17 protein-coding genes are annotated in these 15,906 nt (G+C 69.5%); 10 read left to right on the forward strand and 7 right to left on the reverse strand.

All coding sequences use genetic code 11. The annotated features are described in order from the left end of the window. The first annotated feature begins 24 nt into the window (after positions 1-24). Both FCG67_RS18235 and FCG67_RS18240 read left to right on the forward strand, forming a co-directional pair. A complete protein-coding gene (locus tag FCG67_RS18235) occupies positions 25-651 on the forward strand; it encodes a DJ-1/PfpI family protein (RefSeq protein WP_136911113.1) in 627 nt (208 codons plus the stop codon). Next, positions 648-1,094 (forward strand): MarR family winged helix-turn-helix transcriptional regulator, encoded by a 447-nt coding sequence (locus tag FCG67_RS18240; RefSeq protein ID WP_136911114.1) that lies wholly within the window; start codon positions 648-650, stop codon positions 1,092-1,094. The genes FCG67_RS18235 and FCG67_RS18240 overlap by 4 nt, the downstream gene beginning before the upstream one ends. Positions 1,095-1,125: 31 nt before the next feature. Here the strand turns inward: FCG67_RS18240 and FCG67_RS18245 are convergent, their stop codons facing one another. Continuing rightward, positions 1,126-1,446, reverse strand: coding sequence for a DUF6191 domain-containing protein (locus tag FCG67_RS18245; RefSeq protein WP_136911115.1), 321 nt, complete (start codon positions 1,444-1,446; stop codon positions 1,126-1,128). 67 nt (positions 1,447-1,513) lie between these two features. On the opposite strand from FCG67_RS18245, the gene pip reads away from it, so the two are divergent. Together pip and FCG67_RS18255 are read left to right on the forward strand one after the other, a co-directional pair. Beyond that, positions 1,514-2,479: a prolyl aminopeptidase gene (gene pip, locus FCG67_RS18250; protein WP_136911116.1), complete on the forward strand. Its 966-nt coding sequence runs from the start codon at positions 1,514-1,516 to the stop codon at positions 2,477-2,479. A gap of 164 nt (positions 2,480-2,643) precedes the next feature. Next, positions 2,644-3,393, forward strand: coding sequence for an alpha/beta hydrolase family protein (locus tag FCG67_RS18255; RefSeq protein ID WP_136911117.1), 750 nt, complete (start codon positions 2,644-2,646; stop codon positions 3,391-3,393). Between the two features lie 304 nt (positions 3,394-3,697). Here FCG67_RS18255 and FCG67_RS18260 read toward each other — a convergent pair whose 3' ends face one another. Then, the gene (locus FCG67_RS18260) at positions 3,698-4,504 is read right to left on the reverse strand and encodes an MBL fold metallo-hydrolase (protein WP_136911118.1); all 807 of its coding nucleotides are present in this window, start codon (positions 4,502-4,504) and stop codon (positions 3,698-3,700) included. Positions 4,505-4,574: 70 nt separating this feature from the next. Here FCG67_RS18260 and FCG67_RS18265 point away from each other — a divergent pair, with 70 nt between their 5' ends. After that, entirely contained in the window at positions 4,575-5,525 is a 951-nt protein-coding gene (locus FCG67_RS18265; protein WP_136911119.1) for a GlxA family transcriptional regulator, read from the forward strand. Positions 5,526-5,644: 119 nt separating this feature from the next. Here the strand turns inward: FCG67_RS18265 and FCG67_RS25075 are convergent, their stop codons facing one another. Beyond that, positions 5,645-5,806, reverse strand: a complete 162-nt coding sequence (locus FCG67_RS25075; RefSeq protein ID WP_169310562.1) for a hypothetical protein — start codon at positions 5,804-5,806, stop codon at positions 5,645-5,647. Positions 5,807-5,978: 172 nt separating this feature from the next. Here FCG67_RS25075 and FCG67_RS18270 point away from each other — a divergent pair, with 172 nt between their 5' ends. Continuing rightward, positions 5,979-6,989 carry a LacI family DNA-binding transcriptional regulator gene (locus tag FCG67_RS18270; protein WP_211243258.1) on the forward strand — a complete coding sequence of 337 codons (1,011 nt, stop codon included), beginning with the start codon at positions 5,979-5,981 and terminating at the stop codon, positions 6,987-6,989. 4 nt (positions 6,990-6,993) lie between these two features. Here FCG67_RS18270 and FCG67_RS18275 read toward each other — a convergent pair whose 3' ends face one another. Then, positions 6,994-7,461 (reverse strand): nuclear transport factor 2 family protein, encoded by a 468-nt coding sequence (locus FCG67_RS18275; RefSeq protein ID WP_246045144.1) that lies wholly within the window; start codon positions 7,459-7,461, stop codon positions 6,994-6,996. A 225-nt stretch (positions 7,462-7,686) separates the two neighbouring features. On the opposite strand from FCG67_RS18275, the gene FCG67_RS18280 reads away from it, so the two are divergent. After that, a complete protein-coding gene (locus FCG67_RS18280; protein WP_136911122.1) occupies positions 7,687-8,862 on the forward strand; it encodes an NADH:flavin oxidoreductase in 1,176 nt (391 codons plus the stop codon). A gap of 152 nt (positions 8,863-9,014) precedes the next feature. Then, positions 9,015-11,333 (forward strand): FHA domain-containing protein, encoded by a 2,319-nt coding sequence (locus FCG67_RS18285; RefSeq protein WP_136911262.1) that lies wholly within the window; start codon positions 9,015-9,017, stop codon positions 11,331-11,333. Positions 11,334-11,408: 75 nt separating this feature from the next. Here the strand turns inward: FCG67_RS18285 and FCG67_RS18290 are convergent, their stop codons facing one another. Next, positions 11,409-12,662, reverse strand: a complete 1,254-nt coding sequence (locus tag FCG67_RS18290) for a DUF4303 domain-containing protein (RefSeq protein WP_211243259.1) — start codon at positions 12,660-12,662, stop codon at positions 11,409-11,411. A gap of 48 nt (positions 12,663-12,710) precedes the next feature. Between FCG67_RS18290 and FCG67_RS18295 the strand changes: the two genes are divergently transcribed. Beyond that, positions 12,711-13,445, forward strand: coding sequence for an SMI1/KNR4 family protein (locus FCG67_RS18295; RefSeq protein WP_136911124.1), 735 nt, complete (start codon positions 12,711-12,713; stop codon positions 13,443-13,445). Positions 13,446-13,540: 95 nt separating this feature from the next. Here the strand turns inward: FCG67_RS18295 and FCG67_RS18300 are convergent, their stop codons facing one another. Beyond that, a complete protein-coding gene (locus FCG67_RS18300; protein WP_136911125.1) occupies positions 13,541-14,578 on the reverse strand; it encodes a beta-ketoacyl-ACP synthase III in 1,038 nt (345 codons plus the stop codon). An 89-nt stretch (positions 14,579-14,667) separates the two neighbouring features. Between FCG67_RS18300 and FCG67_RS18305 the strand changes: the two genes are divergently transcribed. Beyond that, entirely contained in the window at positions 14,668-15,252 is a 585-nt protein-coding gene (locus tag FCG67_RS18305) for a TetR/AcrR family transcriptional regulator (RefSeq protein ID WP_136911126.1), read from the forward strand. Positions 15,253-15,305: 53 nt separating this feature from the next. Here the strand turns inward: FCG67_RS18305 and FCG67_RS18310 are convergent, their stop codons facing one another. Beyond that, positions 15,306-15,851: a hypothetical protein gene (locus tag FCG67_RS18310; RefSeq protein ID WP_136911127.1), complete on the reverse strand. Its 546-nt coding sequence runs from the start codon at positions 15,849-15,851 to the stop codon at positions 15,306-15,308. Between the last annotated feature and the right edge of the window lie 55 nt (positions 15,852-15,906).

Raw genomic sequence — 15,906 nt, forward strand, 5'->3', positions numbered from 1 at the left:
CTGTCTATATGACAGAATGCTGTCATGAGGAACCAAGTGGTGCACCTGGCCATCTACGACACCCTCGCGGACTGGGAGACCGGTCACGCCATCGCGCACATCAACCAGCGCCAGTGGCAGCGCGAACCGGGCCGCTACTCGGTATCCACCGTCGGGCAGACCCTGGACCCGGTGACCACCAACGGCGGCGTGCGCATGATCCCGGACCTCGTGCTGGCCGATCTCGACCCCGAGGACAGTGCGATGCTGATCCTGCCCGGTGCCGACGCCTGGATCGGGGGCGACGCCTTGGCCCCGTTCGCGGCCAAGGCGCGCGCATTCCTCGACGCGGGCGTGCCGGTCGCGGCAATCTGTGGCGCGACCTACGGGCTCGCCGGCGAGGGTCTGCTCGACGACCGTGACCACACCAGCAACGTCGCGTACTTCCTGGCCATGACCGGCTACGCGGGCGGTGGCCGGTACCGGGACGAGCCCGCGGTGACCGATCGGGATCTGATCACCGCGGGCGCGACGAACCCCGTCGAGTTCGCCCGCGAGATCCTGGCTCGCCTCGATGTCTACACCCCGGAGGTGCTCGACGCCTGGTATCGGCTGTACGCGCGTTCGGACGCGAGCGCCTTCGAGGTGTTGCAGGCGGCGAGCGCGCGATGACCGAGCCGAAGCCGTCGGCGCTGCTCGCCGGCGCCGCCCTGACCGCGTTCCGGCTCAACGGCCAGTTCCTGGCGGTGGCGGAGCAGCTGGCCCGGCCCGCCGGTCTCACCGCCGCGTGGTGGCAGGTGCTCGGCGCGATCGTCGACGAACCACTGCCGGTCGCGGGCATCGCGCGGGCCATGGGCATCACCCGGCAGAGCGTGCAGCGGATAGCTGACCTGATGGTGGACAAGGGATTCGCGGAGTACCTGCCGAATCCCGCCCACCGCCGGGCCAAGCTGCTGCGGCTGACCGCCGAGGGTCGGGCGGCGATGCAGCGCATCACGCCCGACCAGCGCGCCTTCGCCGACCGGCTCGCGAATCAGCTGGGGGTCGAGGAATTCGGCCGTGCACTGGGGGCGCTGGAGCAGCTGTCGGCGGCCCTCGACGTGCTGGCGGACTGACCCGCTGAGAGGGAGCCCGCTCCCGAATCCGTCAGCGGGGGACGTCGCCGGCGTTGCGCAGCACGGCACGGTTCGATGCGATATCCACGCGCACCAGCGGCGGCGCCCCGTCCGCGTCGTCCTCGCGATGCATCAGGGACACCTGGCGCTGCTCGAACTCGTGATGCTTCGAGCCCTGGAACATCGCCGTGACCTGCTCGAAGCCGGTGGCAGACACGGTGCGGCTACCACCGCGGCGGGTCCACGGCAGGAAACGGCCGCCGGTGAGGCGATTGAACAGGGTCTCGGCGAACGCGGCCAGGACGAGCAGGCACACCAGCCCCGGAATCGTCATCGCGAACAACATCCCCATGCGGTCCGAGTGTAGGCGCGATCTCGAGGATGTGGATCGGACGTCGGCGGTTCGGCATGCTGTTTCGGTGACCACGCGATACCCGCCGATCGAGCCGAACGAATCGGGCCTGCTCGACGTGTCCGACGGGCATGTCCTCTACTGGGAGAGCGTCGGCGACCCCGGCGGGGTGCCGGTGCTGTTCCTGCACGGCGGTCCTGGCTCCGGCGCTGCCGCCGGTGCCCGACGGTATTTCGACCCGTCGCGGAGCCGGGCGGTGCTGTTCGATCAGCGTGGCTGCGGCCGCAGTCGCCCGCTCGCGGACGGACCGGACGCGGACCTCTCCTCGAATACCACCGCTCACCTGGTGGCGGACATCGAGCGACTGCGCGAACATCTGGGTATCGACCGGTGGATCGTGAGCGGGATCTCGTGGGGGGTGACGCTGGCACTGGCGTACGCGCAGCAGCACCCCGGCCGGGTGCCGGCGATGGTGCTCGGCGCGGTGACCGCAGGCACCCGCGTCGAGATCGACTGGATCACCCGCGCGATGGGGCGGGTATTCCCGCGGGAGTGGGAGCGATTCGTCGAGGGGGTGCCCGAGGCCGAGCGCGGCGGTGATCTCGCGGCGGCCTACGCGCGGCTGCTGTCCGACCCGGACGCGGCGGTTCGTGAGGAGGCGGCCAGGAAGTGGTGCGAGTGGGAGGACACGCACGTGTCCCTGGTGCCCGACTGGCAGCCGTGCCCGCGGTATTCGGATCCGTTGTTCCGCAGCATCTTCGCGCGTCTGGTGACGCATTACTGGAGTCACGACTGCTTTGTCGAGGAGGGGCAGATCATGGCCTCGATGGACCGGATCGCAGCGATCCCGGCCGTTCTCGTGCACGGTCGCTACGACGTATCCAGTCCGTTGGACACCGCGTGGCGGGTGACCCGGCTGTGGCCGGCGAGTCGTCTCGTCGTCGTCGACGATGCGGGCCACGGCGGCGGTGGCTTCGTCACAGAGTTCACGGCAGGTGTCGACGCAATGCTTGCCCACGTTCTCAATCCCTAGCTGATAGCCTCCTGGGGTCGCCGAGAAGACGACCGTGACATACGCGAGGAGGTGAGACCCGTGAACGCTGTATCCACTGGGTGCTCCCCCTCTTCACGGTCGGGCGACTGAAGTAGACGTCGCCGGGAGCGCCTCCACAAGGCAATCCCGAAAGGCAACGACCTATGCATTTCACTGCGGAGACATCGTCGAACGGTGTCGTCGAACGCAATTTCACCCTGGGTGACGTCACCGGCCTGCTCTGGTCGCCCGCATCCGGCTCCGAACCCGCGCCCCTGGTGCTGATGGCGCACGGCGGTGGCCAGCACAAGAGAGCTCCGGGAATCCTGGGCCGTGCGCAGCGCTTCGTGACGGCCTGCGGTTTCCACGTCGCCTCCCTCGACGCACCCGGACACGGTGACCGGCCCCGAACCGCGGCGGACGAGCAGCACATTGCCGTCTTGCGGCAGGCTCAGGCCGCGGGCGAGCCGCTCGGCCCGGTCGTCGTGGAGATCCACAAGGACCTCGCGGCGCGTGCCGTGCCGGAATGGCGGGCGACGCTGGACGCCCTCCAGGCGCTGCCGGAGATCGGCGCCGACGGCCCGGTCGGCTTCTGGGGCATCATGCAGGGCACCGGGATCGGGGTGCCGTTGACGGCGGTCGAGCCCAGGATCGCCGCGGCGGTCTTCGGCTGTCTCGGGCATGAATCGCTGACCGAGGCGGCGGCACAGATCACCGTCCCGATCGAATTCCTGCTCCAGTGGGACGACGAGCACGTCGAACGTCAATCCGGTCTCGCGCTGTTCGACGCCTTCGCCTCGAAGGAGAAGTCGTTGCACGCCAACGCGGGCGGGCATGTCGACGTGCCCAGATTCGAGGTGGACAGCGCGACCCGCTTCTTCGCCCGTCACCTCGGTCAGGTCGGCTCGTTCTGAATCCCTGGGGTGGGTACCCGAATGAGCAGTGTTTGCCCGGATTTCGCCCCGGGATTCGGCCGCTTAGGTATAAATGGGTCGTCCCTCGAGTCGGTCGAGGCGGCAGATCCCAACGGTGAGAAGGAGTCTCGATGCTGGTGTTCGACCCCGTCATCTCGTTGTTCAACGAGATCGCCAGTGCGCTCGGTTCTAGCGACTCGGTGATCGAGACCTAGGAACCCTCCAGAAACGGTGGGTCGAGTCACGGGATTCGACCCACCGTTTCCGTGTTCGGGGGTGTCCGCTGTCGCGTCGCGCCGAGAGTTCAGATGTCGAAGTACGTGCCGGGCACCGGCGTGTGCAGGCGTGCGTCGAGTCCGGCCGACCCGAAAGCCGCCGTGAACCGGTCCGCGCCCTCGGTGAAATGCGCCCAGCCGTCGGTGTGCACTGGGATGACGACGGACGGTTCGAGGATTCGGGCCACCTCGACCGCTTCCGCCGATGTCAGGGTGACCGGCACCGGGAAGCGGCCGGGATCCGCGGCCCCGGCGAAGAGGACGGCGATGTCGACGGGCCCGAGCCGTTCCCCGATCTCGCGGGTCAGCTCGACCGACGCATTGTCCCCCGAGATGTAGATGGTGGGAATTCCCTTGGCGCTGAGCACAAACCCGGTGACGGTGCCGGTGATCGGCTCGCATCCGGCGGGGCCGTGCAGTGCCGGGACCGCCGTGACGGTGAGCTCGCGGCCGTCCGGGGTGGCGATCGTCGTGTGGTCCCACGGCGCGAGTCCGGTCACCCCAGCGAGTCTCCCGGCCGCCTCCGGCGTGGAGAGGACCGTCTCGACCCGCCCCAGCAGTCGGCGGCCCGCGTCGTCGAGATTGTCCGCGTGCTGATCGTGCGAGAGGAGCACGAGGTCGATGGGGCCGAGCGCCTCCGCGGGGAGCGCGGGCGGGGTCAGCTTGGTCAGGGTGACGCCGCCCTCGTAGCTGCCCGGCTCGTCGAACGTGGGATCGGTGAGGATGCTCAGGCCGGCCACCTTCAGGTGCAGGGTGGGGCCACCCACGAGGACCGCCCGAACGCCCTGCGCCGCTGTGGAACCGGTCGATGTCGTGCTTGCTGTTGTCGAGGTCATGCCCCAAGCATCGGCCGATCGCCCCGTCGCGACCAGTGGCCCTCAGGACATGTTCCGCTAAGATCGGGCCATGGTCAGTTCGGTCGCGGTGATTGCCTTTCCCGACATCAGCCCGTTCCACCTCTCGGTCCCGTCGCTGGTATTCGGGCACTCGGAGAACCGCGGCACGGCGCCCCGCTACCGGGTCACGATCTGCGCCGAGGATCCGGGGATCCTGCCCACCAACGCCGGCTACGACATCGCGGTGCGGAGTTCCCTCGACGCGCTGGTCGAGGCGGACACGGTGGTGGTCCCGAGCTGGGTGCAGGCCCGTCGGCCGTCGGATGCGCTGCTCGAGGCGATCCGGCGGGCACACGGACGCGGGGCGCGCATCGTCGGACTGTGCCTGGGCGCCTTTCCGATTGCCGATTCCGGGATCCTCGACGGGCGCGAGGCGGCTACCCACTGGCATGCCGCGGAGGACCTCGCGCGTCGGCATCCGCAGGTGGCCGTCCGATCGGACGTGCTGTGGTCCGATCTCGGCGACGTGGTGACCTCGGCCGGTACGGCCGCGGCGCTCGACTGCTGCCTGCATCTGGTCCGATCGGACCACGGGGTCTCCGCCGCGACCGCGCTCGCCCGCCGACTGGTGCTGGCGCCCCACCGCAGCGGCACCCAGGCACAGTTCATCCCGGTCCCCGTGCGCGAGCAGGACGGTGAGGACGAGATCGAGCGGGCGATGGCGTGGGCCCGGATGAACCTGTCCGAGCCCGTCGACCTCGACCACTGGTCGCGCACGGTGCTGATGACCAGGCGCACCTTCACCCGGCGGTTTCGCGAGCGCACAGGGTCGAGCCCGCAGCAGTGGCTGCTCGTGCAGCGGCTGGATCGGGCCCGGCTGCTGCTGGAAACGACGGAGCTCGGAGTCGACGCGGTGGCAGGCGAGTCGGGCTTCGGGTCACCGGCGTCGCTGCGGCTGCACTTCGGGCGCGCATTCGGCATCAGCCCGTCGGCGCATCGCGACCTGTTCTCAACCGCGTGACCGGGCAGGCTTGCTGAGGGCCGGGGGTAGAAATCGCGACAGAATCCGCGTTGCGGTGGCAACGTGGCCCCAATGAGGGCATTCCGATTCTCGTACAACGTCTTCGGACTCGGCGCCGGTCACATGAAGTGGGAGTTCGACGAGGCCGGCATCGCGCCGGGGAGCGGGCCGACCGGACCGAGTGGCAGGCCCTGATCCAGGCGGTCGAGGTGACCGACGACCGCCCCGCCGCCGCTGCGCGGCTGGCCGAGCAGTACGGCGGGCTGATGAGTCCGCTTCACCTACGTCACGGTGCACGGTCCGTACATGGAGGCGTTCGCGCCGGTCATCGAGCGTGTGTGCGCTCGGCGGTTGACGGCCTTTCGCCGCCATCAACGGTCGGCCGCGCGTGTAGCGTTCCGGGTATCCCGCTCCGATACCCGGGGCGGGCGGTCGGAGGTCAAGGGGACGACGGTGGACCGGGCGCGAGAACGACGGCCGACCAGCGCAGACGTCGCGCGCCACTCCGGGGTGTCGAGGGCCACCGTGTCCTACGTGCTCAACGGTCGCGACGATCACCCGATCAGCGAGCAGACGAAGCGACGCGTGCTGGCGAGCGTCGACGCCCTCGGGTACACGCCGAACCTCACGGCGAGCGCCCTGCGCGCCGGGCGCAGCAACATCGTGCTGATGCCGATGCCCGACATCCCGCTCGGGTTCGCGGTCGACGCGATCCTGCAGGGGCTCGATCGGGGCCTGTCGGAGCGGGGGCTCCGGTTCCTTCTGCACGGCGACCGCAATTCGGGCGGCGTGACCGGCGCCCGCGCGTGGGCGCAGCTCCGCCCGGCAGCGGTCTTCACCGACACCTCGCGTTGCGACGCCGAGGCGGCGGCGCTGCTGCGCAGGGCCGGGGTTCGGGCCGTGCTCCTGGCCGGACCCGAGGTGGTCCCGTACGCGCCGACCGCGCGGTTCCAATTCGATTCGCTGGCCGACTGTGCGGCAAGGTATCTCGCGGGCCGACGCGGCCATCGACGACTCGCGTGCCTGGTGCCGGGGGCCGAACTCGCCGAGCTCGGGGCGCGCCGGTTCGGGGTGTTCGTGTCGGCGGCCGGGCAGGAAGGGGCCGCGGTCGAACGGGTCGACTGCGCCCTGTCGATCGACAGCCTGCTCCCAGCAGTTTCGGCCTGGCGCGATCCAGGACGGCGCCCGGACGCGGTGTACGCGTACGACGACGAGTTCGCATTGGTGCTGATCCAGGCCCTGCGGGAGGTGGGGCTGGAAGTGCCCCACGACATCGTCGTCGTCGGCTCCGACAACCTGCCGCTCGGCGCGATTCTGCGACCGCATCTGACGACGACCTGTGTCGACCTGCCGGCTATCGCTTCGGGCCTGGCGGAGTCGATTCACCGTCTGGTCGACGGGCGCCCCTTCGAACCGCTCGGCGACCTGTTCGCCCCGCGGGTGGTGGTTCGGCAGTCGGCCTGACGGCTCACCGCGGGGTGATGACGGCCCGGTCCCCGGTCTCCGCGCGGACGGCGATGACCCGGCTCGTCAACGCCCAGCCGGTGTCGGTCCGGGTCCACGAATCGTCGTAGTCGCCGAGGCATTCGTAGACCGCGCCCTCGTTCGTGCCCGCGCCGACGTGGAACGCGCGGAAGTACGACCGAGTCCGGGCGGTGTCCCCGTCCAGCTGCACCTGCACGTTGCCCATGAGGTGTTGCGTCGGACCGCATACGTCCAGGTGGGACCGGACCACGGCGAGAACCGCGTCGGCGCCCTCGACGAAGTAGGCGCGGGCGTCCTCGGTCATCGCCGACCGGAGCCCGGGCCAGTCCTTGGCGTCGAGTCGGGCTTGGAACCGGTGCAGGCTGTCGACCACCGCCAGGTGATCGAGTAGCTGCCCGAAGTCGGCGGGCGGGGTCGATCGGAACGTCGAATCTGGCCCGTCGGTTCGCACAGCTGCGCCGCCCTTCCCTGGTTGATGGTCATGTTTCCCCTGGCCCAGCGGGTGACACGTGTAACACTCTATGTGCCCGCCCCCCGGTGCCACGGGGTTTCCCGCTGAGTGAGACGGGTCACATCGGGTCCGGGTGTTCGGCCGCAATCTGGTGCACGCAACTGACCTCGACGGCCGGCTCAGTCGTCTGCGCCGCGGTCCACCCGAACACATTGGAGGACTCCCATGACCCATCCCGATGTCCTGGCCCCGGCGAAGCTGGGCCCGATCACCCTGCGTAACCGGATCATCAAGTCCGCGACGTTCGAGGGCAAGACGCCGAACGCTCTGGTGACCGATGAGTTGATCGAGTTCCATCGTCGTCCGGCCGCGGGCGGGGTCGGCATGTCCACGGTCGCGTACTGCGCGGTGGCGCCGGAGGGGCGCACGGAACGCGGGCAGTTGTGGATGCGGCCGGAGGCCCTGCCGGGGCTGCGGCGGTTGACCGACGCCATCCATGCCGAGGGGGCGGCGGCGTCGGCGCAGCTGGGGCATGCCGGGCCGGTGGCGAACGAGAAGTCGACGGGATTGCCGGCGTTGGCGCCGTCCCGGTCGTTCAATCCGATGAGCATGCGGATGATCCGGTCGGCGTCGAAGGATGACATCGCGCGGATCACCGAGGCGCACGGGACGGCGGCCCAGCTGGCCGTGGACGGCGGGTTCGACGCGGTGGAGATCCACTTCGGCCACAACTATTTCGCGAGCTCGTTCCTGAGCCCGAAGCTCAACCGCCGCAAGGATTCCTACGGTGGTTCGTTGGCGAACCGGGCGCGGGTGGTGCTCGAGACGGCGCGGACCGTGCGGGCGGCCGTCGGCGACAGGGTCGCGATCCTGGCGAAGCTGAACATGGATGACGGTGTGCCGGGCGGTTTCTGGGTGGACGAGGCGATCCAGGTTGCGCAGTGGCTGGAGGCGGACGGCGGCGTCGATGCGTTGGAGCTGACGATGGGCAGCTCGTTGCTCAACCCGATGTATCTGTTCAAGGGCGACGCTCCGGTGCGGGAGTTCGCGGCGGCGATGCCGCAGCCGGTGCGGCTCGGCGTGCAGCTGATCGGCAAGCAGATGTTCCACGCGTATCCGTATCGGGATCTGTTCATGCTCGAGCAGGCCCGTCAGATCCGGGCCGCGGTGAAGCTGCCGCTGGTGCTGCTCGGCGGGGTCACTGACAGGGCGGGCATGGATACCGCGATGGCGGAGGGTTTCGAGTTCGTGGCGATGGCTCGGGCGCTGCTGCGGGAGCCGGATCTGGTCAACCGCATCGCCGAGGACGCCCGTGCGAAGTCGCTGTGCATCCACTGCAACAAGTGCATGCCGACGATCTTCTCCGGCGCGCGCTGCGTGCTGGTCGAACGCGCCGGCTAGTCGCAGCGCAGTTGCCCCAGTTGCCCCAGTTGTCCCAGTCGCCCCAGTTGCCCCAGCGGCCCCACCCGGACACCGAGGAGGGGGTCGACGTACGTGCGACCATGGAAGAGCCGACGCTCTACACCAGATAAGGCTGACCGGAGGCCGTGGCGATGGACGACCGGGCGAAGAACGAGCACCAGCGGGTCGTGGTCGAGACCGATCACGGCCGCGCAAGTTACGGCGCGGGCACTGCCGTACGCATCGGCAGGGATCCGCAATTGGAGATCACGATTGTCGATCCGTTGGTGTCGCGCGAGCATGCACGGCTCAGGTGGGACGAGGGATGGCAGCTCGTCGACGCCGGCAGCAAGAACGGGATCTACGTCGACGGCGAGCGCCGGGAGAAGGTCCCCGTCACGAGCGACGTCCTCGTCCGCCTGGGCGACGCGGTCGAGGGGCCCGTCGTGCGGATCTCGATCGAAGATCCCGACGCGACGCGACTGGACGTGGGCGGTCGATGGGACGAGTCGACGATCGAGGTAGGGGCCTCGAGCGCCCCGCCCCCGACACCGCACGAGGCGCTCCCGGCGGGATCCTTCACGGTGGGACGGTCGCCCGACAGCGACGTCGTCGTCCGAGATGTGCTGGCATCACGCCATCACGCCATCGTCCACAACGTGCCGTCCGGCCTCGAGATCGACGACCTGGGGAGCGCCAACGGAACGTTCGTCGGCGGCGCCCGGGTGTCGCGCGCGCAGCTGACCGACGGCGACGTCGTCACGATCGGCAACACCGATTTCAGCGTGCAGGAAGGCCGGCTCGTCCCACGGCAGGCGGTGGTCCCGACCGCAGGCGGGCTGCGGGTGGACGGCGTCGGACTCGTCATCGAAGGCGGGCGGCGACTGCTCGAGGACGTCACCTTCACTGCGGGACCCGGCAGCCTCACCGCGGTGATCGGGCCCTCCGGCGCGGGAAAGACCACGGTCGCCAAGATCATCTCCGGTTCGGAAAGCCCCACGGAAGGCGTCGTCGAATTCGAAGGGCGCAGCGTGCACACCGACTATTCGGTACTGCGCTCCCGCATCGGCATGGTCCCCCAGGACGACGTCGTCCATCGCCAGCTGACCATCCGGAGGGCACTCGGCTACGCCGCGGAGCTGAGACTGCCGCCGGACACGAGCCGGGCCGACCGTGAGGAGGTGATCGCAGGGGTACTCGACGAACTGCAACTGACCGAGCACGCCGACACCCGCGTCGATCGTCTGTCCGGCGGACAGCGCAAACGCGCATCCGTCGCGCTGGAGTTGCTGACGGGTCCATCCCTACTCATCCTCGACGAACCGACCTCGGGTCTCGACCCCGCGCTCGACCGGCAGATCATGGCGACGTTGCGCCGTCTCGCCGATTCGGGCCGCGTCGTCGTCATCGTCACGCATTCGCTGTCGTACCTCGAGATGTGTGACCAGGTCCTCCTCCTCGCTCCCGGCGGCAAGACCGCGTATGTGGGCCCGCCCGACAGAGTCGGGGCCGCGCTCGGCAGTACCGACTGGGCCGACATCTTCGCCCGTGTCGCATCCGACCCGGACGGGGTGTTCGCCGAATATCGCGCCACCCGCCCCGAGGCGGTGCCGCCACCGAGCCCGCCCGGGCCTCTCGGTCGCCCCGCACACACGTCGGGGCGCAAGCAGCTGAGCACCGTCGCCCGCCGCCAGGTTCGGCTGATCCGCGCCGACCGGGGCTACCTGATCTTCCTGTCGCTTCTGCCCTTCGTGCTCGGCGGGCTGGCCTTGCTCGTGCCGGGCGACACCGGGTTCGGGCCGTCGGGTACCGACGTATCCGGTGAACTCACCCAGATCCTGGTGGTGCTGATTCTCGGCGCCGCCTTCATGGGCTGTTCACTGACCATCCGCGACCTGGTCGGTGAGCGCATGGTCTATCAGCGCGAACGTGCCGCCGGGCTGCTGCCGTCCGCCTACCTGACGGCGAAGATCGTCGTGTTCTGCGCCGCCGCGATCGTGCAGTCGGTGATCATGGTGGCGATCGTCTTCGTGGGCAAGGGTCTCCCTGGTCGCGGCAGCTTGATCCCCTCGGGCTCGGTCGAACTGATCGTGGACATCGCCGCCACCACCTGTTGCTGTGTGCTGGTCGGATTGGCGTTGTCGTCGGTGGCGCGCTCGAACGAGCAGGTACTGCCGATGCTGGTGGTCACGATCATGGCGCAGCTGGTGATGTGCGGAGGATTGATCACGATCACCGGACGCGCCGTACTCGAACAGGTCGCGTGGCTCTTCCCGTCCCGCTGGGGGTTCGCGGCCGCGGCCTCGACGGTGGACCTGGTCACGAATTCCACCGGCACCGAGCCGGACACGCTGTGGCAGCACACCGCATCGTGGTGGCTGCTCAGCATCGCCATGCTGGTGCTCATCAGCTGTGTGCTCGCAGTCTTCACCTACAGCCGGCTCCGGCTGCGCCGTCCGCGCCGGGGCTGACCGCCGACGACGGGCCGACCCGGCTGGTGCAAGTGAGCGTTATCGCGATCGGCCGGGCTCGACCAGAGCCGCGGCTCAACGCACGGCTGGACCGCGATCGCTGGCTGCTGCGACGGCATCGCGGACGAGGGCATCCGGATCCGTTGCCAGGAGGCGCAGATCGGCGTCGTACCGCTCCCGCAGGTTCGGGGTGAGCGCCGTGTCCGCCAGCACGAAGACGCCGTGCCGCCGCACCGCGGCCCAGGGCGAAGCGAGTCCCACGAACGCGGCCTCGGCCTCGTCCGTGTCGATCGTGCAGTACCCGCTGCCGGGAGACAGCCGATCGCACACCGCGTCGTGCAGCGCGGGATGCTCGGTCAGCGCAGACTCCAGCGGGCCGTAGTCCAATGGTTGGTGGACGCCGACGTCTCGGAAGGAGGTGTACGGGGCGGTGAGCCCGCGGACGGCGACCTCCCGGGGCAGCCGACCGAGCCGGGCCGTCACCAGATCCATCCGGCCGAGACGGGAGAGCGCCGCCGCTGCCCAGGCTCGATCGGGTTCCCCCAGTCGACGGTTGCCCACAATCGCATCCAGTGCTGCGACCACTTCCGTTGTGGGGATGCCGAGTTCGCCGAGCAGCTTCGCCCACAACCACTTCTCGCGGGCCACCGGAAGATGTTCCAGTATCGCGGACACCGCGTCGGTTCCCAGCTCACGGAGCCAGGCGCGTGCGCGTTCGGTACCGGGAGGCGCGTGGACGGGGGAGTCGGCGATCGCGATCAACTCGATCACCCTCAGGTCGGGCGGCAGCGCGGCCAGCCGGTCCAGCGCCCGCTGCTCCTCGTCGAGTTCGGGGAAGTGCCTGCGTACCTGGGTCTTGGTCAGGCTCAGCGGAATCAGCTCCCAAGCCTCGTCCATGGCCACCGCGACGAACTCCCGGCCGACGACCTCCTCGTCGATCAGCGCGCGGCGCGCCGCCTTGCAGGCCTTGGCGACTGTGCGCTCGAACCGGTCGTGGACGGCATGCCAGCGCATGCCGTCGTCCGCCGTCGCGGTCGACTCGACCCGAGCGGCCCAGCCTTCTTCGGCTTTGCCCGGGTCGAGCTGCCACGGCCAGTCGGCCGGGCTCCACCGCAGCGCGTCGGCGGCGCGGTGGTCGGGCGCGACCGACGCGAGGGATTCCTCGCTGGCGACCCCAATCATCGGCCACGCGATCACGCCGCCGGCTTCGGCATAGAACTCGTGCACGGCGGCGCCGTAGATCCGGTCGCCGGGGTGTTCCACGCGCATCAGGCGCACGAATGCCACGATCTGATCCCGCACGGCCGCTTCCACGCTCGCCCAGTCCACCCGTCCGAGCGTAGGAGAGGGCACGGACATCCCGGATAGGCTGCCCCGGTGAGACCGGATCTCGAACAGCTGCGTTCCCTGCTCGACGCGTCGCCCGGGTTGGCGAAACGCCCGGCCGGGCCGGCGTCGCGGGAGCGGATCGAAACTGCGCAGACCCGCCTCGGTCCTTTGCCCCCGTCGTACCGGTGGTGGCTTGGCGAGTACGGCACCGGCTGGATTGGCGGGGCCCCGATTGCGACGGCAGCGCCCGCGGAGGCCGACGAGGCGATCATGGCAGCGTGGCGGTCGAGGGGGACCCGGCTGTGCTTCCACTCGGAGGAGGACGGCGACGAACACCACTTCGCGCTCGATCGCCGCGGCTCCGACGGGGAGTGGCCCGTGGTGCGCCGTGACCGGTTCGACGGCGCCGAGTACCCCGTGACGGAGAACTTCGCGGGATTCCTCGCGGTCCAGGACGCCCTCGCCCGCGGGCTCCGGGACGGCCCGAACCCGACGATCGCCGCGCTGTGGCGCTCGACGCCCGGCGTCCTGCGCGATGACGGGGTGCTTCTGTACGGACCGCACCAGATCCAGGAGCGCAACGAGACGTTCGAGGTGCGAGGGTACGCACCCGACTGGATGCTGGTCGGCGACGACAGTGGTGGACGCGGCCTCTTCATGCGGCACCGCGGACGGGACCGACGCAGCGTCTACCTGCTCGACCTCGGCGCGATCGGCGGGAACCTCGCCGTCGACGGCGAACTGCTCACCGAGGACCTGCTCGGCTGGTTGGCCACCGGGTGAAAGGGGCGTCCGGGCCACCCGACGGTTCCCGTCATGCGGACGCCACGCTGAACTGGCGGGTACCGCGCTGACGCGGCCCCGCCAGGTCTGCTGGCTCAGGAGATGGCGGGCAGCCGGACGACCTGTCCGGCGTAGGCCAGTCCGGCGCCGAAGCCGAGCAGCAACGCGGTGTCGCCGGGCTTGGCGCCGCCGGAACGGAGCAACTGTTCCATGGCCATCGGAATCGATGCCGCGCTGGTGTTGCCGGTCTCGACGATGTCGCGGGCGACCGCGACGGTCTCGGGCAGTCCCAGGGTCCGGATCAGCGCGTCGGTGATGCGGCTGTTGGCCTGGTGCGGCACAAAGGCGTCCAGGTCGCCTGCCGTGATCCCGGACTTCTCCAGGGCGTCGCGGCAGGCCTTCTCCAGGAAGGTCACCGCCCACCGGAACACCGCCGAACCGTTCATCCGGATGTAGGGCCGCTCCGTGGTGCCGCCGCTGGCTTCTGCGGCCGCGACCTCGGCGAAGTACTGCTTGAAGTCCTTGTCCTGCTTGATCGCTTCGGTCTGGGTTCCGTCCGAACCCCAGGCGACCGGACCGATTCCCTCTGCGTCGGCGGGACCGACGACGACCGCGCCCGCACCGTCGGCGAAGATGAACGCGCAGGTCCGGTCGGTCGGATCGAGCAGGTCGGACAGCCGTTCCACGCCGATCACCAGGACGTGGCGGGCCTGCCCGGCGCGGACGAGGCTCGCGGCGTTGCCGAGCGCGTAGCAGAAGCCCGCGCACCCGGCGGAGATGTCGTAGGCCGCGGTGTCGTGCATGCCGAGTTCCGTGGCCACCACGGCGCCTGCCGACGGTCCCAGCACCATCTGTGAGGACGTCGCCAGCACCACGGCGTCGATCTGCCCGGCCTCGAGGCCCGCGGCGGCGAGCGCGTCGCGGGATGCCGCGACGCTCATCGAGACGATGGTCTCCTCGGAGTCGGCCCAGCCTCGGGACTTGATGCCGGAGCGGGTATGGATCCATTCGTCGCTGGAATTGATGGCGTCGACGATCTCGGCGTTGGGGACGACGCGTCGGGGCCGGTACGCGCCGAGGCCCAGCAGGGCCGTGTGCGTGACGGGATTGGCGGTGGCGATGGGGGCGGGCACAGCATCCTCTCCATGTGAACCGATCGGTCCATATAGTTGAGATCATCTAACATGAACCGATCGGTTCACACAAGCGCGGGAGGATTCGCATGACCACGGCACGACCGCGAGCCCGACTCCTCTCGAGCACCATCGCCACGGTGCAGGAGCTCGGGGTGAATGCGGCTGGGCTCACCGAGCTGCTCAAACGCAGCAATGCGTCGCGCAATTCGCTGTATCAGCACTTCCCGGCAGGCAAGGGCCAGCTCGTGGAGACGGCGACACGGATCGTGTCGAGAGTGGTGCATTCACACGTGAGCGTCATGGCGGAGAAGCTGGCGAGCGCGCCGTCGGTGGAGCAGTGGCTGGACGAGCTGTTCGCCTTCTGGCGTGAGCCGCTCGAGTCCAGCGAGTACCGGCTGGGCTCGTTCATGATGGCGGCCGCGTTGGACGAGCAGAACCCGGCGGTGCAGGCCGCCGCGGGTCAGGCGTTCACCGATTGGACCTCTCGGCTCGCGGACGGCATGGTCGCGGCCGGAATCGAGGGAACGGCCGCGCGCTCGATGGCCGGGCTACTGCTGTCGGTGATCGAGGGCGCCATCGTGCAGAGCCGCGCGCTCGAGTCGAGCCAGCCCTTCGTCGATGCACGCGCCCAGCTCAGCGTTCTGATGGGTCATCACCTCACGCTCGGGTGAGCGCCGGTGGTGCCGTCCGGTTGGCGGCGTGCCGCCAACCGGACGGTGCCGAGCTATCCCCGCCCGGGCACTACCGAGATCGTGCCCTTGCAGACGGCCTTCTGGGTGTTGATGAATCGCCATCCCCCGCCGGTCTCGACGGTGACGGTGAAATCGACCGCGCCGGTTCCCGTCCAGGTCCGGTTGATCGGGATTCCGGGCTTCTGCTGCAGGGCGGTCTCGTCGCTGACGCTGTGGCCGGTGGCCCCTGTCGTCTTGTTGGTCCAGTCGACCAACACCCGTGTGCCGTACCAGTTGACGCCGAAGCTCGGCAGCAGGCCGGGAGGCGGCGCGGGCAGTTCGTTCCCGCCGCTCAGCAGAATTGCCGGCTCCAGCGCGGATCCGCCCGGACGGAGCGACTCTCCCGATGAGGCATGGACGGTCCACGTGAACGACGGTGCCCAGAAGAGCGGGTTCAGGCTCCCGCACGTCATGGTCGTCGACGTCGGCGGCGCGGGCTGAGCGTTCGCGACGGCACCTCCACCGGTCATCACCGCGCTACCGAGCCCGACAGCAGCGAGGGTCGCAGCGCACCCACGCCGCACCAACTTATTGCTCATGATCACTCCCCTTGATCCGACAAGCGAGAACCGAGACGTTTCGGCCGCACCTTTC

Origin of the sequence: Rhodococcus oryzae (genome assembly GCF_005049235.1) — a bacterium.
Taxonomy (GTDB): domain Bacteria; phylum Actinomycetota; class Actinomycetes; order Mycobacteriales; family Mycobacteriaceae; genus Rhodococcus_G; species Rhodococcus_G oryzae.